Origin of the sequence: Herbiconiux solani NBRC 106740, from assembly GCF_001571005.1 — a bacterium.
Lineage (GTDB): Bacteria > Actinomycetota > Actinomycetes > Actinomycetales > Microbacteriaceae > Herbiconiux > Herbiconiux solani.
Genome location: NZ_BCST01000007.1, coordinates 157,461 through 182,251 on the forward strand (window position 1 = coordinate 157,461; position 24,791 = coordinate 182,251).

A 24,791-nucleotide genomic window follows, 5' to 3' on the forward strand; every position below is an offset into this window, starting at 1 on the left:
ATGAGTGCGGACACCGCCCCCCTCTCCTCCCTGCCGCCCGTCAAGGGCAACTTCCTCGGCCGCCTGCCGGTGCTGAAGCAGCTCCGGCAGAGCGTCGGACTCCAGCGCGGGATGCTCGTGACCGGCCTGGTCATCACCGCCCTCTTCCTGCTGGTCGCGCTCTTCGCCCCGGTGATCGCGCCCTACGGCTTCGCGCAGCTGCGCGACGACTCCGGTGCCTTCGGAGCCCAGCAGCCGCCGAGCGCCCAGCACATCATGGGCACGACCGTCGGCGGCTACGACGTGTTCTCCCGGGTGATCTGGGGTGCGCAGACGGCCGTGATGGTGATCGTCTTCGCGGTCGTCTTCTCGATCATCGCCGGCATCCTGCTCGGCCTGGTCTCGGGTTACCTCGGCGGCTGGCTCGACCGGGTGCTCGTCGTCATCGGCGACGCCATCTACGCCTTCCCGTCGCTGCTGCTCGCGATCGTGCTCTCGATCGTGATCAGCGGTGGCCAGTCGAACCTCTGGGGCGGGATCATCGCCGCGGCGCTGTCGATCACGGTCGTGTTCATCCCGCAGTACTACCGGGTGATCCGTGCCGAGACGATCCGGATCAAGGCCGAGCCCTACGTGGAGTCGGCCAAGATGCTCGGCGCCTCGACCTCGCGGATCATGTTCCGGCACGTGCTGCGCAACGCGACCCGCACCCTGCCGATCATCTTCACGCTCAACTCGTCCGAGGCGATCCTGACCCTGGCGGGCCTCGGCTTCCTCGGCTTCGGCATCGAGCCGACCGCCGCGGCCGAGTGGGGCTACGACCTCAACAAGGCGCTGTCGGACGTCACGAGCGGCATCTGGTGGACCGCGCTCTTCCCGGGGCTCGCGATCGTGCTCTCGGTGCTTGGCATCACCCTCGTCGGCGAGAGCCTGAACGACCTCGCCGACCCGCGCCTGCGCGGCCGCAAGCGGGTCAAGGTCAAGTCCGGTGCGGTGTCGGAGACCTCGGTCGACCGCACGCTGCCCTCGGACGAGGACATCCTGGAGGAGAACGCATGAAGCCCGTGGTGGAGATCACCGACCTCTCGATCTCGTTCGCGACCGACGGCGGCGCCGTCAAGGCGGTCGACGGGGTGAGCCTCACGGTCAATCGCGGCGAGGTGCTCGCGATCGTGGGTGAGAGCGGCAGCGGCAAGACCGTGACCGCGAAGACCATCCTCGGTCTGCTGCCCGACACCGCGACCACGGGTGGAGCCGTCGTGCTGACGAACCGTGCCGGCACGGGCGAGTCGGATGTCGTCACGCTGTCGAAGAAAGAGCTCCGCGAGGTGCGGGGCACCGACGTCTCGATGGTCTTCCAGGAGCCGTCGACCGCGCTCAACCCCGTCTACACGGTCGGCTGGCAGATCGCGGAGGGCATCCGCGCCCACCGCAAGCTCTCCCGCGCCGAGGCCAAGCGCGAGGCGATCGAGATCCTCCGCAAGGTCGGCATCCCCGACCCGGAGGTGCGGGTCAACTACTACCCTCACCAGTTCTCCGGCGGCCAGAAGCAGCGCGTCGTGATCGCCTCGGCGCTCGTGCTGAACCCGGGCCTGATCGTGGCGGACGAGCCGACGACCGCCCTCGACGTCACGGTGCAGGCCGAGATCCTCGAGCTGCTGCGCCGGCTCCGCGACGAGTTCGGCACGGCCATCGTGCTGATCACCCACAACATGGGCGTGGTCGCCGACCTCGCCGACCGCGTCGCGGTGATGTACCAGGGCAAGGTCGTGGAGGAGGCGGATGCGAAGACCCTCTTCGCGAACCCGCAGGCTCCTTACACGAAGCAGCTGCTCGACGCCGTGCCGCGGATCGGCCAGGGCCGCATCCAGACCACGGAGCGTCTCGCCCTCCGCGACGCGGGGATCGCCTCGCGCGCCGCCGAGGGCCGCACCGACAAGCCCGTCGTGGTCGCCGAGAACCTCGTCATCGAGTACCCAGGGCGGCTCGGCCAGAAGGGCTTCCGCGCGGTCGACGACGTGTCGTTCCGCATCCAGCCCGGCGAGGTGCTGGGCCTGGTCGGCGAGAGCGGATCGGGCAAGACCACGATCGGCCGCGCCATCGGCGGCCTGACCCGGGCCACCGGCGGATCGCTGCGGGTGCTCGACTTCGAGATGGTCGGCTTCTCCGAGCGGAAGTTCAAGCCGCTCCGCGCCGACATCGGGTTCGTGTTCCAGGATCCGGCGGCGAGCTTCAACCCGCTGCTCACGATCGCGGACGCGGTGGCCGAACCGCTCGTCATCCACGGTCGCGCATCCTCGCCGGCGGACGCCCGGAAGCGGGTCGACGAGCTGCTCGAGGCGGTGCAGCTGCCCAAGAGCTACGGCGACCGGTTCCCGCACGAGCTGAGTGGTGGCCAGCGCCAGCGCGCCAGCCTCGCCCGCGGTCTCGCGCTCGAACCGAAGCTGCTGATCGCCGACGAGCCGACCTCGGCGCTCGACGTCTCGGTGCAGGCGAGGGTGCTCGAGCTCTTCGCCGAGCTGCAGGCCGAGTTCGGCTTCGCCGCCCTGTTCATCAGTCACGACCTCGCGGTCGTCGACCTGCTGGCCGACCGGATCGCGGTGCTGTACCACGGCAAGCTCGTCGAAGAGGGGACGGGGGCCGATGTCCTCGACCATCCGAAAGACCCGTACACCCGCCGGCTGCTGGCCTCGCTGCCCGTTCCTGATCCGGTCGAGCAGGCCGCGCGCCGGACGGTTCTGGCCGAACTGCAGAGTTCACCTGGAGACAATCCGGCTTGATGGGCTAAAATCGGTCGAATCGTGTCCAAGCACCTCGAGGTCTCCACCCGCCCCGCCCCCCGAACCCGGGCCAGGGGCGTCGGTCGGCGAACCACCCGCATCGGCCGGGCGACACTTCAGCTCGCGGGTCTCGCGGCCGTCGGCGCCACCGCGTTCGTCACGGTGGTCGCTCCGAACCTCGGTGCTCCGCCCGCGTCGGCGACGTTCCAGGGCAGCTTCGCGCAGGGTTCCGTGGGCTCGCAGAGCCTCGAGGTGTCGGGATCGGTCGCGGCTTCGGTCTTCCGCGACGGCTACACCGCGAAAGAGGCCCCGAAGCCCGAGCCGGTCATCATCCAGGCGGCCACGCCCGCGAAGGCCGCCGACTCCGGATGCCCGGATCCGTCGGCCGCGGTCGCCGATGCCGCCACAGCACAAGCCGTCGCCCTCGACCTCGCCGCCCAGCGCGGCTGGACCGGGGAGCAGTACGACGCCCTGATCGCCCTGTGGAGCCGGGAATCCGGATGGCGGGTGAACGCGCTCAACAAGTCGAGCTGCGCCTACGGCATCCCGCAGGCCCTGCCCGGCTCGAAGATGGCCTCGGTCGGCGACGACTGGCTGACCAACCCGGCGACGCAGATCACCTGGGGGCTCAACTACATCCAGGGCCGCTACGGCGACCCGGTCGCGGCCCTCGCCCACTCCGACGCGAACCACTGGTACTGATGCAGATGTCCACCGCGCGCGCCTCCACGAACCCCGTCGTCCGCACGGGGCTCCAGGTGATGGCGTTCGGCGTCGCCGTGGCGTTCATGCTCCTGTTCGCGGTCGACCCGCACTCGGTCGGGGCGAACGCCTCCCAGAGCTTCGCGCCGAACATCGTGCCCACCGACGGCCGCGTGCAGTCCCTCGCGGTCAGCGGGGGAGCCGCGCAGTCCGTGTCGCGCGACGGGTACACGATCACCGCCCCGCCGCCCCCGCCGCCCGCTCCCGAGCCGGTCGCCGTGCCGGTGTCGGCCGCTGCGGCCAAGACCGCCGCGGCCCCGGCCGACTGCAACGCCAACGTGGTGCCCACACCCGGGCCTCCGGAGGCCGGATCACTGCAGGACATCGCGTACCAGGCGGTCATGGGCTACGGCTGGGGCGAGCAGAACTACTACTACCTGCTCGCGCTCTGGAACCGGGAGTCCGGCTGGAACCCCGAGGCCCACAACGCGTCCTCGGGCGCCCACGGCATCCCGCAGGCGCTGCCGGGTTCGAAGATGGGGCCGGGCTGGGAGTCCGACCCGAACGTGCAGATCAACTGGGGCCTGCAGTACATCGCGGGCGTGTACGGCACTCCGTGCGAGGCCTGGGCCTCGTCGGAGGACCGCGGCTGGTACTGATCGGCTCGGCGCTCCACCGGGCGTGCATCCGCTGTTCGTGACCTGCGGCGCGCTCCGCTGCGATCGCGCCACGCCTGTTCAGTAGGCTGAGCGCATGAGGCCGGAGATCATCGCGGTGGTCTGTCTGATCATCATCGTCGGAGTCTCGGCGCTCTCACCGAAGCTGCGGCTCGCGACCCCCATCGTGCTGGTCGTGATCGGGATCGGGGTCTCTCTCATCCCCGGTGTGCCGCCGGTGCACGTGCCGTCGGAGATCATCCTCGCCGTGGTGCTGCCGCCGCTGCTCTACTCGTCGGCGATCAACCTGCCGCTGGTCGACTTCCGTAAGAACTTCGGCTCGATCTCGGTGTTGTCGGTGCTGCTCGTGATCGTGAGCGCCGTCGTCACGGGGTTCGTGCTGTTCATGATCCTGCCGGATCTCAACCTCGCCGCCGCCATCGCGCTGGGCGCCGTGATCAGCCCGACGGATGCAGTGGCCGCGACCTCGATCGGCAAGAAGCTGGGCCTGCCGCCGCGGCTGATCGCCGTGCTCGAGGGCGAGAGCCTCGTGAACGACGCGTCGGCGCTGGTGCTCCTCCGCACCGCGGTCGCCGCCTCGGCGGGCACCATCGCGCTCGGCGGGTTCGGGGGAGTGACGATCGACTTCGCCTACTCGTCGATCATCGCGATCGGGGTCGGCATCGTCGTCGGCTTCGTGACCGTCTTCTTCCGTTCCAAGCTCACCGACCCGGTGCTGACCACGGCCGTCTCGTTCGTCATCCCCTTCATCGCCTACATCCCCGCCGAGGCGGTCGGAGCATCCGGAGTTCTCAGCGTCGTCGTCGCCGGCCTCTACACCGGGCACATGGGGGCGCAGCACTTCTCGGCGTCGACACGGATCAGCGAGCGGCTGAACTGGCGCACGATCCAGTTCCTGCTCGAGAACGGCGTCTTCCTCCTGATGGGCCTCGAGCTCAAGGACATCTTCCTCGGCGCGATCACCCGCAGCACCGAGAACGACAACCTCAACGCGATCGGCGCGGTGCTGCTCGGCATCGGGGCCGCCGCCGCGCTGTTCCTCATCCGTTTCCTCTTCGTCGGCCCCCTGCTCACGATCCAGCGTGCCCGCGCCCGGCGGCGCGACCCCTCGGGGCAGGACGCCGCCGAAGCGCTCGGCTGGCGTGGCGGCCTCGTGCTGACCTGGGCCGGGATGCGCGGCGTGGTCACGGTCGCGGCCGCCCAGTCGCTGCCGGAGTCGACGCCGTACCGCAGCCAGCTCATCCTGATCGCGTTCACGGTCTCGATCGTCACGCTGGTCGGCCAGGGCGGCACGCTGCCCTGGATCATCCGGATGACGCGACTCCGCGGCGTCGACGAGTCGGCCGACCATGCCGAGTTCGCGACCCTCGTCGACGAGCTGCGGGTCGCGGGGCTCGAGGTGCTCGAGGTGCCGTCGCTCAGCCTGCCGGGCGGCGAGGAGGTCGACGAGAGCGTCGTCGACCGGGTCAGGAGCGACGCCGACCTGCGGAGCGAATCCGCTTGGGAGCGGGCACACGCGGCGGAGACCGGGGATCCGGGCGCGGTGGGCAGCGCCCCGCACCGCCAGTACCGCATGCTGCGGCTGGAGGTGCTGAGAGCCGAGCGGACCGCGCTCCTGGATGCCCGTGGCCGCGGGGCGTACAGCTCGCGCATCCTGGTACGGGCGCAGCTGATGCTCGACCAGGAGGAGTCGCGGCTGCAGCAGATGGACGGCTCGGACACGCACTGAGCTGCGGAGCGACGGTGGCTGCGCGGGTCGCTGTGCGCTCGGCTGCCGAGCTGCGGTGCTGCCGGCCGCCACGCACCGACCGGCGGCTCGTAGACTTGTCGGCATGCCCCGCAGCAACCGACCCCGCCGCCGCGCGGGCGGAGGCGGAGAGGACGACGATCCGGGCCTGGACCGGCTGATGGCCGGTTGGCGCCGGGTCGAGCACCGGCGGAGCGGCGACTGGAACGTGCAGCCCGTCTCAGCCGCGTCCGCCGTCAAGGACTACTCGTGCCCGGGCTGCGGCCTCACGGTGGCCCAGGGCACCGCGCACCTTGTGACCTGGCGCGCCGACGGCGTGCTCGGCGACGCGAGCGACCTCGCCGCCCGCCGCCACTGGCACACCCACTGCTGGAGAATCGGAGCCTGACCATGACGTCGATCGAGATCCGCTCCGGTACCGAGCTGCCCGCGCGCCGTGAGGACGTCGAGCTGCACACGGCCGACGGGCTGACCCTGGTGGGCGAGCTCGCGACGCCGCTCTCGGGTGACCCGGTGGCCACGCTCGTCACCCTGCATCCGCTGCCCACCCACGGCGGGTTCATGGACTCGCACATCTTCCGCAAGGCGGCGGCCCGGCTGCCGGCGCTCGCCGACCTGGCGGTGCTGCGGTTCAACCTGCGCGGGGTGTCGTCGCCGCGCGGCACGAGCGAGGGCGCCTTCGACGAGGGCGAGGGGGAACGGTTCGACGTGCAGGCGGCGATGGAGTTCGTGGCCGAGCAGGGGCTGCCGCATCCGTGGCTCGTCGGCTGGTCGTTCGGCACCGAGCTCGCGCTGCGTTACGGGGCGCAGTACCCGATCGATGGCGCCATCCTGCTCTCGCCGCCGCTGCACCGGGCGAGCGACGCCGAGGTCGCGGCGTGGGAGGGCAACGGCAAGAGCCTCGTGGCCCTGGTACCCGAGCTCGACGACTTCCTGCGGCCCGCCGAGGCGCGGGCCCGGTTCGCGAGCGTGCCGAGCCTCGACTTCGTCGAGGTCGAGGGCGGCAAGCACCTGTGGGTGGGGGAGCAGCAGACCCGCCGGGTGCTGAACGAGATCGTGGCCCGCGTCAACGCGGCGGCCTACCCGCTGCCGACGACCTACGAAACCTGACCCGAGTGAGCGCAGCTCACTCGGAACGGTGACGCGGCGCCGGTCCACCGGACCGTCGCTTCCAGCGATCACCGTTCATTCTGGATGGGGATGACGACCTGCTTGATGATGAGCAGGATCGACGCCGCGATCGGGATCGCCACGAGCGCCCCGAGCACACCGAGCAGAGTGCCGCCCGCGAGCGCCGCGATCACGACGATCGACCCGGGCACCGACACCGCGCGGTTCATGATCTTCGGGCTGAGCAGATAGGCCTCGACCTGCATGTAGACGATGTAGTAGATCGCAGCCACCAGAGCGGTCAGTGGTGAGCCGAGGCCCGGGATCAGGCAGACCAGCACGATGATCGTCGAGCCGGAGATGGTTCCGACCAGCGGGATGAGGGACAGCATCCCGGCGAGGAAGGCGAGCACCGCCGAGAACGGCGCCTGGATGATCGACAGGAAGATGAAGCTCAGGATGCCGTTGCAGAGCGCGAGGCTGATCTGCCCGACGACGTACCGCCCCACCGCGCCCGTCACCTGCTCGCTGAGGTCGGCGAAGCGCTCGCGCTTGGAGGCCGGCACCAGGCGGTAGACCGCCCGCTTCATCCCGTTCAGCGACGCGGTGAAGTACAGCGTCAGGATGAGCACGATGATCGCGCCGAAGAAGCCGCTCGCGATGCCGATGCCGACCTGCAGGGCGCCGCCGGCGAGCGCGGTGACGTTGCCCGCATCCTGGAAGTAGCTGATCACCGCGTTGTAGATCTCGTTGACGTCGAGGAAACCGCCGAGCTGTTCGGTGACGGTGTCGCGCCACTGCTGGTCGAGCACGCGGTTGACGAGATCCGGGATGATCCCGATCAGCTGGGTGGTCTGCTCGACGATGATGGGCACGACCGCGAACACCAGGCCGGTGAAGATGCCGAGGACCGCGACCAGCACGGTGAGGATCGCGAGCCAACGCGGCCAGTGCTTGCGCTCGAGCCAGCTGATGATCGGGTCGAGCCCGAGGGCGATGAAGATCGCGACGCCGATGTAGGTCAGGATCGTCGCCAGCGAGGCCACCGCACCGAGGATGCCGATGCCCACTCCGACACCGAGTGTCGCGACGATGCCGAGCGTGAACGCGTTCTGGATCTTCACGGGGTCTCCCTCGAGTGCGGCGTCCTGAGCGGGGCGTTGGTCAATCCTATGGTCGTCTGAACGTTGCCTGTGCGCGACTCCAGGGGGATCGGCTATCTTTTAATGTCTTTGTCAGGAGTCTTCGTGCGCTTTATCTTCGCCATCTTCGCCTTCATCATCGCGACCGCGCTGATCGGCGCCGGTGTCGCGCAGCGAACCGTCTTCCTTCCGCCGGACACGGTGTCCGCCTCGGTCATCACCGACGGCACCGCGCCGTACGTGATGATCGACTCCGACACGCTGCTCACGCATGACGGGAAGCAGTCGCTCGTCATCTCCGGCAGCTCGACGGTCTTCGCCGCCTACGGCCGCACGTCGGACGTCGAGGCGTGGCTGGACGGCTCCGACTACGAGCGCATCGGGTACGACGACAGCAGCCGCGAACTGACCGCGGAGAACGTCTCGGCCAACCCCGACGCCGCCGAGAACGTGGCGAGCGGGTCGGCGAACCCCGCCGGCAGCGACCTCTGGCTCGAGCAGTACACGGCCGAAGACGCGATGTACCGCACGGTCAACCTCCCCGCCGGGTACTCGGTGATCGTCGCGGCCGACGGCACGTCGCCCGCCCCCACCTCGATCTCGATCTCCTGGCCGATCCCGAACGCGACGCCGTGGGTCGGGCCGTTGCTCGTCGCCGGTGTGGTGTTCCTGTTCGCCGGGCTGGTCCTCCTCGTCCTCGGCCTCCTGCACATGCGCCGCTCCCAGCGTCCGCGGCGGAAGCCGCCCGCACTGCCCAAGGGCAAGCGGTTCTCACCCTCGCGCACGAACGCCATCGAGTCCGGGATGAAGCGGGGCCGGCGTTCGATCGCATCCTTCGTCGCGGCTCCCGTGGCCCTCGTCTCCGTGCTCGCGTTCAGCGGCTGCTCCTCCGACTACTGGCCCCAGGCGGCGGCGCCCACCCCGGTGGCCTCGGATGCGGCGACGACCGCGGCGACCCCCGACCCGACACCGACTCCGGGCGAGCCCGTGGAGACCGTCGACGACGGCACCCCGATGCCCGCGGTCACCCAGGCGCAGCTCGAGGGCATCGTCTCCTCGATCTCCACTGTCGCCGCCGAGGGCGACGCCGCCTCCAGCGCCGACGCCCTGAGCCCCCGCTTCACCGGCCCGGCGCTCGACCTGCGGAAGACGACCTACGCGATCCGCGGCGGCTTCCCGGAGTACGCGGCCCCGCAGCCCATCCCGGCCGGCCCGCTCGAGGTCGTGCTGCCGCAGGCGAGCAACAGCTGGCCGAAGACGGTCTTCACGGTCGTGCAGGGCGCTGACACCACGGTGCCGCCGGTCGCGCTCATGCTCGAGCAGGAGACCGCGCGGTCGAACTACAAGGTCTACTACGCGATCACGCTCGAGCCCGACACCAGCCTGCCCTCCGTGGCCGCGGCGAGCGTCGGCACGACGCGCCTCGCGCCCGAGACGAAGCTGCTGACGATGACCCCGGAGCAGCTGAAGACGGCGTACGCCGACATCCTGCAGTTCGGCGATGCCAGCGGCTACATCGGCGATGTCGATCCGACGGGCGACACGCTCCGCACCCAGGTCGGCGTCGACTACAAGAACTCGGCGAAGGCTGCGCTCGCCTCGACCGCCAGCATGGAGTTCGCGACGGTTCCGGCCCCGGGTCAGAACATCGCCCTGGCGACGACCGAGTCCGGCGCGCTGGTCGCCGTCAACCTGCGTGAGTCGCAGACGGTGAAGCCGGCCGAGTCCGGCGCCACCGTGAGCCCCACGGGAGCGGTGAAGGCCCTCTCGGGAGTCAATGAGAGCTCGAAGGGCACCGAGGCGATCTTCGACTACCAGCTGCTGTTCTACATCCCGCCGTCGGGAGACACCACCAAAGCCGAGCTCCTCGGATTCACGCAGGGGCTCGTCCAAGCGAAGGAGTTGCCGTGAGCATCCCCCCGCCCTCCGCCGGCAACCTGCGCGGAGCCGTCGACCTGTCCTCGCTCGTGAACCGGGCCCGCTCGGGTTCGGCCGGGGGTCCCGGTGCGCCTTCGGCGCCGGGTGCTCCGACCATCGCGGGTTCCGCCGCCGGCCAGCCCTCGGCCACCGGCGGCAGCGTCGCGGGCGTGGTTCCCTCGCTCGTGCTCGAGGGCAACGACGCGAACTTCACGGAGATCATCGAGCTCTCGAACACCGTCCCGGTGATCGTCGACCTCAAGGCCGACTGGGCCGAGGCGAGCAAGGAGCTCACCGCGGTGCTGACGAAGGTGGTGCGCGAGTACGCCGGCCGCTTCGTGCTGGTCGGGGTCGACGCCGAGTCGAGCCCGCAGCTGGCGCAGGCGTTCCAGGCGCAGTCCGTGCCCACGGTCGCCGCGATCGTCGGCGGACGGCCGGTGTCGCTGTTCCAGGGCGCGTACCCCGAGTCCGAGGTGCGGGCCGTGCTCGAGCAGGTGCTCCAGCTCGCCGCGCAGAACGGCGTGACCGGCACGGTCGTGGCCGAGGGCGCCGACCCCGACGCCGCGCCCGCCGAGCCCGTCGAGGAGCCGCTGCCCCCGCACCACGCCGAGGCCTACGACGCGATCGCGAACGGCGACTACGCCACCGCCATCCAGGAGTACCAGACGGCGATCGCCCAGAACCCGCGCGACGCCCTCGCCGTGGCCGGGCTCGCGCAGGTGAGCCTGCTGGCGCGCCTGCAGGACAAGTCGCTCGACGAGATCCGCTCGGCCGCCGCGGCCGGCCCCGACGACCTGGACGCCCAGCTCGCCGTCGCCGACCTCGACGTCTCCGGCGGTCACCTCGAGGACGCCTTCGACCGCCTGCTCACCCTCTTCCCGAAGCAGGACCCCGACGGCAAGACCGCCATCCGCACCCGCCTCCTCGAGTACTTCGAGGTCGCGGGGGCCGAGGACCCGAGGGTGGTGGCGGCGCGCCGGCGCCTCACTGGTTTGCTGTATTAGCTGCCGGGATGCGCGTGCTTCGCGCGCGTATCCCGGGCTGCGCCGGTCCCTGCCCGGCGCAGCGCGACATGTTCGGCTTCGGTCGCTAGCGCGGCCGAGGCCTCACCCTGGGTCATCGAGAAAGGCCCGCAGCTTACGTTTCCGTCCCGATAGTTCTGGGTGGGATAGGGAGCTGCGGGCCTTTTTTCGACGACCCAGGGTGAGCGCGGCGCCGGGAGGTGCGACCGAAGGCCGCGCCTCCCGACGGCACGCGAACATGTCGCCCGCGCCGCAGAGGCGGCGGCGCGGCAATCAAGCCCTATGGGGCTTGAGGTACAGGGCCGCCAGCGGGGGGAGGGTGAGCTCGACCGAGGCGGGACGACCGGACCAGGGGACGTACTCGGCCTCGACCGAGCCGTAGTTGCCGACGCCCGAGCCGCCGTACTCGACCGCATCCGTGTTGACGAGCTCGTCCCAGCGGCCGCCGAAGGGTAGGCCGACCCGGTAGGGCCCCACGGGAGCGCCCGAGAAGTTCATCAGCACCGCGATCGGGTTGCCCTCGGAGTCCCAGCGGAGGAACGACACGAGGTTCTGCGACGACGAGCCGCCGTCGATCCACTCGAAGCCCGCGGGCTCGTTGTCGAGCGCCCACAGCGCCGGGTTCTCCTTGTAGACCGTGTTCAGCCGCGCCACGAGGCCGAGGAGCTGCTGGTGCACGGGCTGGTCGAGGATCCACCAGTCGAGCCCGCGCTCCTCGCTCCACTCGGACGGCTGCCCGAACTCCTGGCCCATGAACAGCAGCTGCTTGCCCGGATGCGCCCACATGAATCCGAGGTACGACCGCAGGTTCGCGAGCTTCTGCCAGTGGTCACCCGGCATCTTGCTGAGCAGCGACCCCTTGCCGTGCACGACCTCGTCGTGCGAGATCGGCAGCATGAAGTTCTCACTGAAGGCGTAGAGGAACGAGAAGGTGATCTCGCCGTGGTGGTACGACCGGTACATCGGGTCCTGCTCGATGTAGTTGAGCGAGTCGTGCATCCACCCCATGTTCCATTTCATGCCGAAGCCGAGGCCGCCGCGATCGGTCGCGTGCGTGACGCCGGGCCACGAGGTGGACTCCTCGGCGATCATGACGATCCCGGGGCTGGTCTTGTAGGCGGTCGCCGTGACCTCCTGCAGCAGGCTGATCGCCTCGAGGTTCTCGCGGCCCCCGTACTGGTTCGGGATCCACTCGCCCTCCTTGCGGGAGTAGTCGAGGTAGAGCATGCTCGCCACCGCATCGACCCGCAGGCCGTCGATGTGGAACTCCTGCAGCCAGTACAGCGCGTTCGCGACCAGGAAGTTGCGCACCATCCGGTTGCCGAAGTCGAAGACCAGGGTTCCCCAGTCGGGCTGCTCGCCGCGGCGGGGGTCGGGATGCTCGTACAGCGCCTCGCCGTCGAACCGCGCGAGCGCCCATTCGTCCTTGGGGAAGTGGCCGGGCACCCAGTCCATCAGCACGCCGAACCCGGCCTGGTGCAGCCGGTCGATCAGGTAGCGCAGGTCGTCGGGGTGGCCGAAGCGGGAGGTCGGGGCGTAGTAGCTGGTGACCTGGTAGCCCCATGACCCGCCGAACGGATGCTCGGCGAGCGGCATGAACTCCACGTGCGTGAACCCGAGGTTCTCGAGGTAGGGGATCAGCTCGTCGGCCAGCGACCGGTAGTCGAGCCCCGGCTTCCACGACCCGAGGTGCATCTCGTAGACGCTCATCGGCTGGGTGTGTGGGTTGACGGCGGCACGCTTGGTCATCCAGGCGTCGTCCTGCCACTCGTAGCGGCTGGTGCCGATGACGGAGGCGGTGAGCGGCGGGACCTCGGTGTACCGGGCCATCGGGTCGGCGCGGCTGACCCACTGCCCGTACTGAGTGAGGATCTCGTACTTGTAGTTGCCGCCGTCGGTCAGCCCCGGGATGAACAGCTCCCACACGCCGGTGCCGCCGAGGCTCCGCATCGAGTGGCGCACGCCGTCCCAGCCGTTGAAGTCGCCGATCACCCGGACGGCCTTGGCGTGCGGCGCCCAGACCGCGAACGCGGTTCCCGCGGTCGCGGCATCCACACCCCACGCCTCTTCGACGCGGGAGCCGAGGACCTCCCAGAGCTTCTCGTGCCGGCCCTCGCCGATCAGGTGCAGGTCGAGCTCGCCGAGCGTGGGCGCGAAGCGGTACGGGTCGTCGGCGGTCCAGACGCTGCCGTCGTCGTAGCGCGCCTCGACCAGGTAGTCGTTGAGTCCGGTGAGCGTGAAGCCCTGCCAGATGCCGCCGTACAGGTGGGTCAGCTCGACGCGGGCGCCGTTGGACAGCACCGCGCTGACCTCGGTCGCCAGCGGGCGAAGGGTGCGGATGACCGTCACGGGATCGGAGACCCCGTCGGCCTCGACCAGGTGCTGGCCGAGCACCGCGTGCGGGTTGTAGTACGACCCGGCCGCGACCTGCTGGAGCACCTCCAGCGGGAAGTCGGGGAGGGTGAGGGCGGTTGCGCCGTCGGGGGAGGGCATCAGGGGGTGCCGCCTTCGCTGTCGGGATCGGTCTCGTGGATCAGGTGCAGGATGTGCGCGGGTGCGGAGAACGCATCCAGCCGCACGTAGTTGTGGGCCGACCACTGCCAGGCGTTGCCGGTCAGCAGGTCGACCACGGGGAAGGTGGCGTCGGCGGGGAGGCCGAACTCGGTGAGGTCGAGGTGCACGGTCGTCTCGCGCACCGAGTGCGGGTCGGTGTTCACGACCACGATCACGGTGTCCGAGACACCGTCGGGCGTGAACTCGGCGGCGAGGTGCTTGGAGTAGACGACGATCGCGTCGTCGTCGCTGCCGTGCACCCTGAGGTTCCGCAGCTGGCCGAGCGCCGGGTGGGTGCGGCGGATGGCGTTCAGCCGCGTGATGTCCTCGGCGATCGAGTGGCCCTCGGCCTCGGCGGCCGTGAAGTCGCGCGGCTTGTACTCGTACTTCTCGTTGTCGATGTTCTCCTCGGAGCCCGGGCGCGCGACGTTCTCGATCAGCTCGTAGCCGGAGTACACGCCCCAGGTCGGAGCCCCCGTCGCAGCGAGCACGGCGCGGATCTTGTAGGCCGGCATGCCGCCGAACTGCAGGTACTCGGTGAGGATGTCCGGGGTGTTGACGAACAGGTTGGGGCGGAAGAAGGCATCCGTCTCCTGGGCGAGCGAGGTGAAGAACTCCTCGATCTCGGTCTTGGTGTTGCGCCAGGTGAAGTACGTGTACGACTGCTGGAAGCCCACCTTGGCGAGTGCCTGCATCGGCGCCGGGCGCGTGAACGCCTCGGCCAGGAAGATCACCTCGGGGTGCGCGGTGTTCACCTCGTGGATGACCCACTCCCAGAAGTTCAGCGGCTTGGTGTGCGGGTTGTCGACGCGGAAGATGTGGACGCCGAGCCCGATCCAGTACTCCAGCACCCGCAGCGCCTCGGCCCGGATGCCCTCGGGATCGTTGTCGAAGTTGATCGGGTAGATGTCCTGATACTTCTTCGGCGGGTTCTCGGCGTAGGCGATCGAGCCGTCGGGCAGGGTCGTGAACCACTCCGGATGCTTGGTGACCCACGGGTGGTCCGGCGACGCCTGGAGGGCGAAGTCGAGCGCGATCTCGAGGCCCGACTCGGTGGCCGCGGCCACGAAGGCCGTGAAGTCGTCCACGGTTCCGAGATCAGGATGCACGGCGTCGTGTCCGCCGGCCGCACCGCCGATGGCCCACGGCGAGCCCGGGTCGCCCGGCTTGGGGTCGAGGGTGTTGTTGCGGCCCTTGCGGTAGGCCTCGCCGATCGGGTGGATGGGCGGCAGGTAGAGCACGTCGAAGCCCATGGCCGCGACCTCGGGGAGCCGCGCGGTCGCGGACTGGAAGGTTCCGCTCGTCCACTCGCCCTCGGCATCCCGCACCGCGCCGATCGAGCGCGGGAAGAACTCGTACCAGGCGCCGGAACCGGCCCGGGTGCGCTCGACCCGGAGAGGCTGCCACTCGGAGTGGGTGACGAGGCTCTGGGCGGGACGCACCTCGAGGGCGTCGTGCACGGCGCGCGAATAAGCGCCGGCCAGGCGGTCGGGGATGGGCCCGGCGGTCTCGCCGAGCGAGGCGGCGACCTCCGAGAAGAGCGTGCGCTCGGCCTCGGGCCGGTCGGCCTCTGAGGCGAGGCGGCCGAACAGCTGGGCGCCGATCGCGAACATCAGCTCGACGTCGATGCCGGCGGCGATCTTGACGCTCGCGTTGTGCTCCCAAGTGGCGTAGTCGTCGGAGTAGGCGCGGATGCGGAACCGCCAGTCGCCCTGGACGTCGACCTGCGCGAGACCCCGCCACTCGTCGTCCCAGCTGTGGGTGCGGTGGAGCGGGCGGTCGATCATGGTGCCGTCGGGTCGCTCGAGCTCGACGTGCGCGCCGACCGCGTCGTGGCCCTCGCGGAAGACGGTCGCGCCGAACGGGATGACCTCGCCGGCGTAGCCCTTGGCGGGCCAGCGGCCGCCGTCGACCTGCGGGAAGATCCCGAGGATCGGGATGCGGCCGGCCGAGGGGGTGAAGGGGGTCGCGGTCGGCGTCGCGGCGGCGTCGGTCGGCGCAGGTGCCCCCGGGGTCGTCGCCGCAGCAGACTCGGCAGGCACCGCGGCGGTCGGTTCGACCGCCGCCGGTGGCGCCTCCTCGCTCGCGGGAGGGGCGGCTTTCCGTGCAGCGGAAGCCTTCGGCGATGCGGGTCGTTTACGTGTAGCAGCCACACTCAGACCCTACCGAGAAAGGGTTCGTGCACAAGGGCGGTCGCCGCGGCGGCCGGCGCGGCACGCACCGCGGAGTTCGCCCCCGCGTTCCCCGCGGGGAAACCCGCTGGCCTAGGCTGGCCGAGTTGGCCGGACCACCGTCGCAGAAGGGCTCATCGCGTGAAGGCGATTCGCAAGTTCACCGTCCGTTCCGTGCTGCCCGAGTCGCTGAGTGCGCTCGGCGAGCTCGCAGCGAACCTCCGCTGGGCCTGGGACCAGCCGACGCAGCAGATCTTCTCCCACATCTCGCCCGACGAGTGGCGCGCGACGCTCGGCGATCCGGTCGCCCTGCTGGGCGCTGTGAGCCCCGAGCGTCTGGAGCAGCTCGCCGGCGACGCCGGGTTCGTGGCGTGGGCGAACAGCCTTCGCGACCAGCTGCACGCCTACCTCGAGGAACCGCGCTGGTACCAGCACCTCGAGGGCCCCCGGCCCCGCTCGATCGGGTACTTCTCACCCGAGTTCGGCATCGCCGCCGCCTTGCCGCAGTATTCGGGAGGTCTCGGCATCCTGGCCGGCGACCACCTGAAGGCCGCCTCGGACCTCGGTGTGCCCATCATCGGCGTGGGCCTGTTCTACCGGGCGGGCTACTTCTCGCAGGCCATCTCGCGTGACGGCTGGCAGGAGGAGAGCTACCCGGTGCTCGACCCCGACGGCCTCCCGCTGTCGGTGCTGCGCCAGGCCGACGGCACCCCGGCGCAGATCGTGCTGGCGCTGCCGGCCGATCGGGCGCTGCACGCCCGCATCTGGCAGGCGCAGGTCGGCCGGGTGCGGCTGTTGATGCTCGACACCGACATCCCGGACAACGACGACGACCTGCGCAGCGTGACCGACCGCCTCTACGGCGGCGGCAGCGAGCACCGCCTGCTGCAGGAGCTGCTGCTCGGCATCGGCGGCGTGCGCGCCCTCGAGGTGCTGGCCGAGCTGACCGACCAGGCGATGCCGGAGGTCTATCACACCAACGAGGGGCACGCCGGCTTCCTCGGGCTCGAGCGCATCTCGAACCTGATCGGCGGCGGGCTGAGCTTCGACCAGGCACTGCAGGTCGTGCGCGCCGGCACCGTCTTCACGACCCACACCCCGGTGCCCGCGGGCATCGACCGGTTCGAGCGCACCCTCATGGAGCGGTACTTCTCGACCGACATGCTGCCGGGCCTGGACGCCTCGGAAGTGCTCGCACTCGGCGCCGAGGACTACGAGGGCGGTTCGCCGGACGTGTTCAACATGGCCGTGATGGGGATGCGGCTCGCCCAGCGCGCCAACGGCGTCTCGGTGCTGCACGGCGCGGTCAGCCGGGGCATGTTCGCGGGCCTCTGGCCGGGGTTCGACCGCGACGACGTGCCGATCACCTCGGTGACGAACGGGGTGCACGCCCCCACCTGGACCGATCCGCTGCTGCAGGAGCTCTCCCGCTCGAAGCTCGGCACCGGTGACACGACCACGGCCGACTGGGCGTCGGAAGCGGTGACGGATGCCGAGATCTGGGCGGTCCGTGGCGACATGCGGCGGCAGCTGGTGCACGACGCCCGGCGCCGTGTGACCGAGGCCTGGCGCGAGCAGAACCCCGATTCCATCGCACCGAGCTGGTTCCAGAAGCTGCTCGACCCCGAGGTGCTGACGATCGGCTTCGCCCGGCGCGTGCCGACCTACAAGCGGCTCACGCTGATGCTGCACGACCCCGCCCGGCTGAAGTCGATCCTGCTGAACCCCGAGCGGCCCGTGCAGTTCGTGATCGCGGGCAAGTCGCATCCGGCCGACGAGGAAGGCAAGCGGCTCATCCAGAAGCTCGTGCAGTTCGCCTCGGACCCGGAGGTGCGCCAGCGCATCGTGTTCCTGCCGAACTACGACATCGGCATGGCGCAGCTGCTCTACCCGGGCACGGACGTGTGGCTCAACAACCCGCTCCGCCCGCTCGAGGCCTGCGGCACGTCGGGCATGAAGGCGGCGCTGAACGGCGGGCTCAACCTCTCGATCCTCGACGGCTGGTGGAACGAGTACTTCGACGGCGAGAACGGCTGGGCCATTCCCACGGCCGACTCCGCGGGCGACGCCGAGGAGCGGGACACGCTCGAGGCGGAGGCCCTCTACGACCTGCTCGAGAACCAGGTGGCGCCGCGGTTCTACGATCGCGACGCCGACGGCATCCCCGAGCACTGGATGCAGTCCATCCGCCACACGCTCGCCACCCTGTCGCCCGAGCTGAGCGCCGAGCGGATGGTGCGCGAGTACGTGCAGCGCCTGTACGTGCCGGCCGCCGAGGCGGAGCGCGCGATGACCGTCGACGACCACGAGGCCGCCCGTGAGCTGGCCGAGTGGAAGGAGCGGGTACGCGCGGCCTGGCCGGGTGTCGCCGTCGTGCACGTCGAGTCCGGCGGGCTGGACGACACCCCGCAGGTGGGCGACGAACTGCATGTGCGGGCGCACGTGCAGCTGGGCGGCCTGACACCGGAGGACGTCGCCGTGGAGGTCGTCTACGGGCACGCGGCGCACGGCGACGAGCTCACCGACGTGGCCGTCGCGGAGCTCGAGCGGCCGCACCGGTCGGGCTCGAACGGCGAGGCGGTCGGTGAGGCGGAGGCTTCCGGCGGCGAGCTCGTGTACTCGGGCACGCTGTCGCTCTCGCGGGCGGGGTCGTTCGGGTACACCGTGCGGATCGTGCCGAAGCACGCGAACTTCGCGTCGCCGGCCGAGCTCGGGCTGATCGCCTCGGCGCACTAGCGGGGCAGCGGCGGCGCGCCCGTGGACGCGGCGACGGAGTACCCGCGGTGCAACGGCGCCGCACCAGCGGCGCGATCGGCCGCCGCGGGCCTGTAGCCTGATCCCGTGGTCGGGGGGATCACGCTCGCGAAGGGGCCACGGATGAGCGCACGACGGGTACCCACGGCCCTGGCCATCGTCGCGGCCTCGCTGCCGGTGTTCATGGGCACGCTCGACAACCTCGTCGTGACCAGCGCGCTCCCGGTGATCGGCCGCGACCTGCACGCCTCGATCGAGCAGCTGCAGTGGTTCGTCAACGCGTTCACGCTCAGCTTCGCGACGTTCATGCTGCTGGCGGTCTCGCTCGGCGACCGTTACGGCCGCCGCCGCGTGTTCCTCATCGGCATCGTGGTCTTCACCCTGTCCTCCGCCGCCTGCGCGCTCAGCACGTCGCCCGAGATGCTGATCGTCTCGCGCGCGATCGAGGGGGCGGGGGCGGCGGCGATCATGCCGCTGTCGTTGACCCTGCTCGTCGGCTCGGTTCCGGCGACGGCCCGCAACCTGGCGATCGGCATCTGGGGTGGCGTCTCAGGGCTCGGCGTCGCGCTCGGTCCGTTGATCGGCGGCGCCGTGCTGGTCGGCTGGGACTGGGATGCGATCTTCTGGATCAACGTGCCCGTCGGCATCGTCGCCGTGCCGCTCGCGCTGTACGCGCTGCCCGACTCGGTGGGCGTACGGCTCCGCGCCGACGTGCTGGGCGTCGTGCTCGCCGGGCTCGGCATCCTCGGAGTCGTCTACGGCATCGTGAACGGCAACAGCGCGGGCTGGACGAGCCCGGGCGTGCTCGTGCCGCTCGTGGCGGGGGCCGCGCTGCTGGTGGCGTTCGTGTTCTGCGAATCGCGGGTGCGGGATCCGCTGCTGCCGCTCCGGCTGTTCCGCGACCGCAGCTTCAGCGTCGCCAACATCGTGGGCCTGACCTTCAGCTTCGGGATGTTCGGGGCCGTGTTCATCCTGATCCAGTACCTCCAGATCGTGGCCGGGGTCGATGCCCTCGGGGCGGGCCTCATGACGATGCCGTGGACCCTCTCGCCGCTGTTCATCGCGCCGCTCACGGGCATCCTGTCGCCCCGCGTCGGGACCCGGGTGCTGATCGTCGTCGGCTGCCTGCTGCAGGCGGCCGCGGTGGGCTGGCTGGCACTCACGATGACCCAGGAGCTGCACTACGCCCTGATGCTGCCCGGGTTCATCGCCGGAGGGATCGGCATGGGACTGGTCTTCGCGCCGATCTCGACCGCGGTGCTCGCGAACATGGCGCCGGAGGACAACGCGAAGGCCTCGGGTGCGAACTCGACCATCCGCGAGATCGGTGTGGCCCTCGGCATCGCGGTCGTGACCACGGTCTTCGTCGGTCTCGGCGGCCGCTTCACCCCGACGGGCTACATCGAGGCCGCGGTCCCCGCCGTCGGCATCGGCGCGCTCGTCCTCCTCCTGGCGGCGATCGCCGCCCTCGCCCTCCCGTCCGGCAAGGGCCACGGCGCCGCCGCCGCACCCGCCGTCCCCACCCACGACCGAGCCGGAGCCGCCGCCGGCCTCAGCACCGCAGTAACCCACGCCCTCCGCCGCCCCCGAACTCCCACCCCGTAGGCGATCCGGCGCCGACGCCGTAGGCGAGGCAGCAAGCGCTCGCGGCGATCGAAAGCCGCAGGCCGCGCCCACTCAACCCAAGGTGAGGGCGCGGCCGCGAAGCGACCGCACCCGAACATGTCGCGTCGCGCCGGGCAGGGACCGGCGCGACCGCGCGAGCGCCCCTCGCCGCAGGCGAGAGGTGCCCGCGCGCAGCCAAACAGCGCAGCTAGACAGCCCGATAGAGCTGTAAAGATGCCGCCGCGACCTCGATCGTGTCCCCCGGCGCGAAGCGGGGGAGCGGGGCGTCGTGGTGGTGGGGGGCTGGGGCGTCCTCCGCCGAGTCCCAGAGGAGCTCGTAGGCCTCGACGCCGTCGTGCTCGGGCAGGGTCACCGTCTCGGGGGCCTCGACGCCGTGGATGACGGTGAGGATGCGGTTGAACGGCTCCTGCTCGGGCGTGGACGCGGCCACGTAGACGAGCGTGCGGTACTCGGGCGAGTTCCAGTCGGCGACCGACATCGACCCGCCGCGGATGTCGTACCAGTCGAGCTGGCTGGCGCCCGGTGTGCGCTCGCCGAAGACGCCGAAGTGCTGCGGCCGGAGCGCCGGATTCTCGCGCCGCACTCGCAGCAGGTGCTGGGTCGTGCGCCAGAGGTCCTTCTGCCAGGTGCGCCGGTCCCAGCTGATCCAGGTCAGCTCGCTGTCGTGGCAGTAGGCGTTGTTGTTGCCCTTCTGGCTGCGCCCGAACTCGTCGCCCGCCGTGATCATCGGCACGCCGGCCGAGAGCAGCAGCGTGCCCATCAGGTTGCGCATCGCCCGGCGCCGCGACTGCTCGATCGCCCGGCTCGAGGTGGGCCCCTCGATGCCGTGGTTGTACGACATGTTGTTGTCGGTCCCGTCGCGGTTCGACTCGCCGTTGCCCACGTTGTGCTTCACGTTGTAGGCGGTGAGGTCGGCGAGCGTGAACCCGTCGTGCGCGGTGACGAAGTTGACCGAGGCGAGCGGGCCGCGGGCCTGGGAGAAGGTGTTGGAGGATCCCGCGATGCGCGTGGCGAGCATCCCGACGCCGTCGCCCGGGTTGCCGTTCTCGCGGATCGACTTGATGTCGCGCAGCCAGAACTTGCGCATCCGGTCGCGGAAGCGGTCGTTCCACTCCGACCAGGGTGCCGGGAAGTTGCCGGTCTGCCAGCCGCCCATCCCCACGTCCCACGGCTCGGCGATCATCTTGACGCCGGCGAGCTCGGGGTCGTCGACGAGCGCGGTGAGCAGCGGATGCTGGGGGTCGTAGTAGTGGTCGGCGTTCCGGCCCAGGGTGGCCGCCAGGTCGAACCGGAACCCGTCGATCTGCACCTCGTTCGCCCAGTACTTGACCGAGTCGAGGATCATCCGCGCCGCGGCCGGGGTGCTGGTGTTTATCGAGTTGCCGCATCCCGTCACGTCGACGTAGTCGCCGCGCGAGGTCTGGCGGTAGTACCCCGCGTTGTCGATGCCGCGGAAGCTCGTGGTCGGCCCGAGCCGGCCCTCCTCGGCCGTGTGGTTGTAGACCACGTCGAGGATGACCTCGAGCCCCGCCTCGTGCAGCAGCTTGACCATGCCCTTGAACTCGCGGAGCACGGCGCCCGGCCCCTCGCCCTGCGCGGCCCGCGAGGCGTAGAGGCTGTGCGGCGCGAAGAAGCCGAGGGTGTTGTAGCCCCAGTAGTTCGACAGCCCCTGCTTCTGCAGCCGCTGCTCGGAGACGAAGGCGTGCACCGGCAGCAGCTCGACAGCGGTGACGCCGAGGCTCTTGAGGTAGCCGATGCTCGACTCGTGCGCGAGGCCCGCGTAGGTGCCGCGGAGGTTCTCCGGGATGCGCGGATTGAGCTTGGAGATGCCCTTGACGTGCGCTTCGTAGATCACGGTGCGGTCGAGCGGGGTGGCCGGTTTCGTGACGCCGTTCCAGTTGAACTCCTCGTCGACGACGACGCTCCGGAACTGCTCACGTCCCGAGCGCACCAGTCCGCGCGCGTAGGGGTCGAGCAGCGCGAGCGAGGGGTCGAAGGCGTTCGTCGGCGCCGCGGGCCCGTCGACGCGCAGGCTGTAGCGGCGTCCGGGGGCGAGGCTTCGCGAGCGGCCCGACCAGACGCCGTCCGCATCCCGGGTCAGCGGCACCGTCTTGAACACCCAGTTCGGGTCTTTCTGGTCGTAGAGGCAGACCTCGATGCTGGTCGCGTTCTCGGACCAGACGCGGATCTCTCCGCCGTGCGAGGTCTGGCGGACGCCCATTCGGGCAAGGGGGTCGGCCGAAGTCATGGGACTTAGAGTAGTGGTGCCATGCCCGTCTACCTCGACCACGCGGCGACCACGCCGATGCTCCCCGCGGCCCGCTCGGCCTACGTCGACGCACTGGGCCTGGTGGGCAATCCGTCGTCCATCCACAGCCAGGGGCAGGATGCGAAACGGCTGCTCGAGGAGGCCCGCGAGGTCGTCGCCGCGTCGGTCGGCGCCGAGCCGATCGAGGTCATCTTCACCTCGGGCGGCACCGAGTCGGTGAACCTCGGCGTCAAGGGCCTGTACTGGAAGCGGCAGCAGGATGCGCCGCGCCCGGTCCTCCTGGTCGCGTCGGGCGAGCACCACGCCACCGTCGACGCGGTCGACTGGCTCGTCGCGCACGAGGGTGCCCAGGTGCACTGGCTGCCGGTGGACGGGGTCGGGCGGCTGCAGCCCGCCGTGCTGGAGGCGGCGCTCGCCGAGCACGGCGCATCCGTCGCCCTGGTCTCGGTGCTGTGGGCCAGCAACGAGGTCGGCACCGTGCAGCCCGTCGAGGAGCTCGTGGCGCTCGCCACCGCGGCCGGCGTGCCTGTGCACCTGGACGCGGTGGCCGCCTACGGCTACCTGCCGATCGCGTTCGACGCCCTCGGAGCTGCCGCGCTCAGTATCTCGGCCCACAAGATCGGCGGCCCGGTCGGGATCGGGGCGCTCGTGCTCTCGCGCGCCTGGGAGGTCGAGGCGCTGATCCACGGCGGCAACCAGCAGCGGGTGCGCTCGGGCACGCAGGACGTCGCCGGCGCTGTGGCCTTCGCGGCGGCCGCCCGGGAGTCGCTCGACCCCGCCGAGTCTGCCGAGTTCGTCGGCGGGCTCAGGATGCTGCGCGACCGCCTGATCGACGGCGTGCGGGCCGCGGTGCCCGAGGCCGTGCTGCGCGGCGACCCGACGCCCGAGGGGCGTCTGCCGGGCAACGCGCACTTCACGTTCCCGGGCGCGGAGGGCGACTCGCTCCTGTTCCTCCTCGACATGGCGGGGTTCTCGGTCTCGACCGGATCGGCCTGCCAGGCGGGGGTGCCCGAGGTCTCGCACGTGCTGACGGCGATGGGGCTGCCGGAGGACGAGGCGCGCGGGGCGCTGCGGTTCACGCTGGGGCACGGGACGACGGAGGCCGAGGTCGACGCGCTCGTCGCTGCGCTGCCGGCCGCGTACGCGGCGGCGCGGAAGGCCGGGTTCGCGTCGCGATTGGTGTGAGCGGCGGTCGACGGGCCGGCCCGGGTCGCCGCCTGGGCTGTCTCGCCTCGGCTGTGCGGCCTCGGCTCGATCGGCCGGCCTAGAGGTTGAGGGTCGTGATGATGGCGAGGTGGTCGGAGCCGCCGGCCGTCATCGTGCGGTTCGAGGTGACCTCCATGCCGCGCTGCAGCAGGTGGTCGAGCCGGGTCGCGGGGGAGGCGGCCGGCCAGGTGAAGCCGAACCCGCCGTCGGTCTGGTTGGCCTCGCTCAGCTGATCCGTGAGCCCCGCCAGGTTGCGGTCGTCGGAGCCGGCGTTGAAGTCGCCGACCATGAACAGGCGCTCGTTCTCGTCGCGGGGCACGTAGTCGGAGAGGTTCGCGAGCATCTCGTCGCGCGCCGCGTGGTCGTCGGGCCGGGCGGATGCCGCGTGCACGACGTAGATGCTCACCAGTCCCGCCGGGGTCGCGAGGTCGGCGGCGAGGCCCCGCTGCCAGCCGAGGCCGAGGTCGAGCGCCTGCGCGTTCTCGATCGGGTAGCTGCTCCAGACGCCGACCGTGCCGATGCCGTAGCTGTAGGGGTAGGCGGCGTCGAGCACGCCCGCAGCCTCGTCTCGAGCATCCGAGTCCATCTCCTGCAGCGCGATCACCTGGGCGCCGGTGGCCGCGAGGGCGGTGGCGGAGGCGGCGGCCGTGCCCGAGTCGGCCTCGATGTTCTGGCTCGCGACGGTCAGCGTGTTCGAGCTGGGGGCCGGGGCGCTCCAGGAGAGCGGCACGATGCCGGGAACGAACATGACGCCCCAGACGAGTGCGGGCACGAGAGCCGCGCCGATCGCGCCCTTGCTGCGGCTGAACAGACCGATCACCAGGAGGACGGGGACGAGGAGCCCGAACCAGGGGAGCGCCGACTCGAACAGGAGGGCGACCCCGAACACCTCGGGAACGAAGGCGTGCAGCGCGAGTGCTGCGGCGAGCAGCAGCGAGAGCACGACGACGACGACGCCGAGGCCCGGACGGGTTCGCGATCGGCGTCGGGACGGGGTGGGCCGCGCGGTGTCGCGAGGTGCCTCGAGCAGTGCTGACATCGATCCCAATTCTGCACCGCGAGACTGGAGATTGACCCAGCCGCGCGTGTGAGTCGGCTACCCGTTCCGGTGTCCTGTGCGCTGCCCGCACTCGCTC

At 70.7% G+C, this 24,791-nt stretch carries 17 protein-coding genes; 12 read left to right on the forward strand and 5 right to left on the reverse strand.

All coding sequences use genetic code 11. The annotated features are described in order from the left end of the window. From HSO01S_RS14160 to HSO01S_RS14190, 7 genes are all read left to right on the forward strand, one after another. Nucleotides 1-1,038 carry an ABC transporter permease gene (locus tag HSO01S_RS14160; RefSeq protein WP_066042662.1) on the forward strand — a complete coding sequence of 346 codons (1,038 nt, stop codon included), beginning with the start codon at nucleotides 1-3 and terminating at the stop codon, nucleotides 1,036-1,038. After that, nucleotides 1,035-2,759, forward strand: a complete 1,725-nt coding sequence (locus HSO01S_RS14165; RefSeq protein ID WP_066042664.1) for an ABC transporter ATP-binding protein — start codon at nucleotides 1,035-1,037, stop codon at nucleotides 2,757-2,759. Before HSO01S_RS14160 ends, HSO01S_RS14165 begins: the two co-directional genes overlap by 4 nt. A gap of 21 nt (nucleotides 2,760-2,780) precedes the next feature. After that, nucleotides 2,781-3,461 (forward strand): aggregation-promoting factor C-terminal-like domain-containing protein, encoded by a 681-nt coding sequence (locus tag HSO01S_RS19235; protein WP_066042667.1) that lies wholly within the window; start codon nucleotides 2,781-2,783, stop codon nucleotides 3,459-3,461. Further along, nucleotides 3,461-4,120, forward strand: coding sequence for an aggregation-promoting factor C-terminal-like domain-containing protein (locus HSO01S_RS19240; protein WP_174522995.1), 660 nt, complete (start codon nucleotides 3,461-3,463; stop codon nucleotides 4,118-4,120). Before HSO01S_RS19235 ends, HSO01S_RS19240 begins: the two co-directional genes overlap by 1 nt. A 94-nt stretch (nucleotides 4,121-4,214) precedes the next feature. Further along, nucleotides 4,215-5,867, forward strand: coding sequence for a cation:proton antiporter (locus HSO01S_RS14180; RefSeq protein ID WP_066042673.1), 1,653 nt, complete (start codon nucleotides 4,215-4,217; stop codon nucleotides 5,865-5,867). A gap of 103 nt (nucleotides 5,868-5,970) precedes the next feature. After that, nucleotides 5,971-6,273: an Rv1322 family protein gene (locus HSO01S_RS14185; RefSeq protein ID WP_066042676.1), complete on the forward strand. Its 303-nt coding sequence runs from the start codon at nucleotides 5,971-5,973 to the stop codon at nucleotides 6,271-6,273. 2 nt (nucleotides 6,274-6,275) lie between these two features. After that, nucleotides 6,276-6,995, forward strand: a complete 720-nt coding sequence (locus HSO01S_RS14190; RefSeq protein ID WP_066042679.1) for an alpha/beta hydrolase — start codon at nucleotides 6,276-6,278, stop codon at nucleotides 6,993-6,995. A 68-nt stretch (nucleotides 6,996-7,063) separates the two neighbouring features. On the opposite strand, the gene HSO01S_RS14195 is transcribed toward HSO01S_RS14190, so the two are convergent. Then, nucleotides 7,064-8,119 (reverse strand): AI-2E family transporter, encoded by a 1,056-nt coding sequence (locus HSO01S_RS14195; RefSeq protein WP_066042682.1) that lies wholly within the window; start codon nucleotides 8,117-8,119, stop codon nucleotides 7,064-7,066. Between the two features lie 102 nt (nucleotides 8,120-8,221). Here HSO01S_RS14195 and HSO01S_RS14200 point away from each other — a divergent pair, with 102 nt between their 5' ends. Both HSO01S_RS14200 and HSO01S_RS14205 read left to right on the forward strand, forming a co-directional pair. Further along, on the forward strand, nucleotides 8,222-10,048 hold the full coding sequence (locus tag HSO01S_RS14200; protein WP_157079092.1) for a DUF8094 domain-containing protein: 1,827 nt from the start codon (nucleotides 8,222-8,224) through the stop codon (nucleotides 10,046-10,048). Further along, complete coding sequence (locus HSO01S_RS14205; protein ID WP_066042688.1) at nucleotides 10,045-11,058, forward strand: tetratricopeptide repeat protein; 1,014 nt, start codon at nucleotides 10,045-10,047, stop codon at nucleotides 11,056-11,058. Before HSO01S_RS14200 ends, HSO01S_RS14205 begins: the two co-directional genes overlap by 4 nt. Before the next feature lie 291 nt (nucleotides 11,059-11,349). Here HSO01S_RS14205 and glgB read toward each other — a convergent pair whose 3' ends face one another. Then, a complete protein-coding gene (gene glgB, locus HSO01S_RS14210) occupies nucleotides 11,350-13,572 on the reverse strand; it encodes a 1,4-alpha-glucan branching protein GlgB (protein ID WP_066042975.1) in 2,223 nt (740 codons plus the stop codon). Then, the gene (locus tag HSO01S_RS14215) at nucleotides 13,569-15,671 is read right to left on the reverse strand and encodes an alpha-1,4-glucan--maltose-1-phosphate maltosyltransferase (protein WP_084361693.1); all 2,103 of its coding nucleotides are present in this window, start codon (nucleotides 15,669-15,671) and stop codon (nucleotides 13,569-13,571) included. Before HSO01S_RS14215 ends, glgB begins: the two co-directional genes overlap by 4 nt. Nucleotides 15,672-15,941: 270 nt before the next feature. Between HSO01S_RS14215 and glgP the strand changes: the two genes are divergently transcribed. Continuing rightward, complete coding sequence (gene glgP / locus HSO01S_RS14220; protein WP_066042692.1) at nucleotides 15,942-18,536, forward strand: alpha-glucan family phosphorylase; 2,595 nt, start codon at nucleotides 15,942-15,944, stop codon at nucleotides 18,534-18,536. Between the two features lie 141 nt (nucleotides 18,537-18,677). Beyond that, on the forward strand, nucleotides 18,678-20,159 hold the full coding sequence (locus HSO01S_RS14225) for a DHA2 family efflux MFS transporter permease subunit (RefSeq protein ID WP_084361694.1): 1,482 nt from the start codon (nucleotides 18,678-18,680) through the stop codon (nucleotides 20,157-20,159). A gap of 208 nt (nucleotides 20,160-20,367) precedes the next feature. Here HSO01S_RS14225 and glgX read toward each other — a convergent pair whose 3' ends face one another. Beyond that, nucleotides 20,368-22,428: a glycogen debranching protein GlgX gene (gene glgX, locus HSO01S_RS14230; protein ID WP_066042695.1), complete on the reverse strand. Its 2,061-nt coding sequence runs from the start codon at nucleotides 22,426-22,428 to the stop codon at nucleotides 20,368-20,370. A 21-nt stretch (nucleotides 22,429-22,449) separates the two neighbouring features. Here glgX and HSO01S_RS14235 point away from each other — a divergent pair, with 21 nt between their 5' ends. Next, nucleotides 22,450-23,634 (forward strand): cysteine desulfurase family protein, encoded by a 1,185-nt coding sequence (locus HSO01S_RS14235; protein ID WP_066042698.1) that lies wholly within the window; start codon nucleotides 22,450-22,452, stop codon nucleotides 23,632-23,634. A 79-nt stretch (nucleotides 23,635-23,713) separates the two neighbouring features. Here HSO01S_RS14235 and HSO01S_RS14240 read toward each other — a convergent pair whose 3' ends face one another. Further along, a complete protein-coding gene (locus tag HSO01S_RS14240) occupies nucleotides 23,714-24,694 on the reverse strand; it encodes an endonuclease/exonuclease/phosphatase family protein (protein WP_066042701.1) in 981 nt (326 codons plus the stop codon). Between the last annotated feature and the right edge of the window lie 97 nt (nucleotides 24,695-24,791).

Excerpts from the sequence above, each read along its gene's own strand:
- HSO01S_RS14200 (WP_157079092.1), top strand. The coding sequence starts at position 8,222 with ATGTCTTTGTCAGGAGTCTTCGTGCGCTTTATCTTCGCCATCTTCGCC.
- HSO01S_RS14190 (WP_066042679.1), top strand. The coding sequence starts at position 6,276 with ATGACGTCGATCGAGATCCGCTCCGGTACCGAGCTGCCCGCGCGCCGT.
- HSO01S_RS14185 (WP_066042676.1), top strand. The coding sequence starts at position 5,971 with ATGCCCCGCAGCAACCGACCCCGCCGCCGCGCGGGCGGAGGCGGAGAG.
- HSO01S_RS14235 (WP_066042698.1), top strand. The coding sequence starts at position 22,450 with ATGCCCGTCTACCTCGACCACGCGGCGACCACGCCGATGCTCCCCGCG.
- HSO01S_RS14240 (WP_066042701.1), bottom strand. The coding sequence starts at position 24,694 with ATGTCAGCACTGCTCGAGGCACCTCGCGACACCGCGCGGCCCACCCCG.
- HSO01S_RS14180 (WP_066042673.1), top strand. The coding sequence starts at position 4,215 with ATGAGGCCGGAGATCATCGCGGTGGTCTGTCTGATCATCATCGTCGGA.
- glgX (WP_066042695.1), bottom strand. The coding sequence starts at position 22,428 with ATGACTTCGGCCGACCCCCTTGCCCGAATGGGCGTCCGCCAGACCTCG.
- HSO01S_RS14225 (WP_084361694.1), top strand. The coding sequence starts at position 18,678 with ATGAGCGCACGACGGGTACCCACGGCCCTGGCCATCGTCGCGGCCTCG.
- HSO01S_RS14165 (WP_066042664.1), top strand. The coding sequence starts at position 1,035 with ATGAAGCCCGTGGTGGAGATCACCGACCTCTCGATCTCGTTCGCGACC.
- HSO01S_RS19240 (WP_174522995.1), top strand. The coding sequence starts at position 3,461 with ATGCAGATGTCCACCGCGCGCGCCTCCACGAACCCCGTCGTCCGCACG.
- HSO01S_RS14160 (WP_066042662.1), top strand. The coding sequence starts at position 1 with ATGAGTGCGGACACCGCCCCCCTCTCCTCCCTGCCGCCCGTCAAGGGC.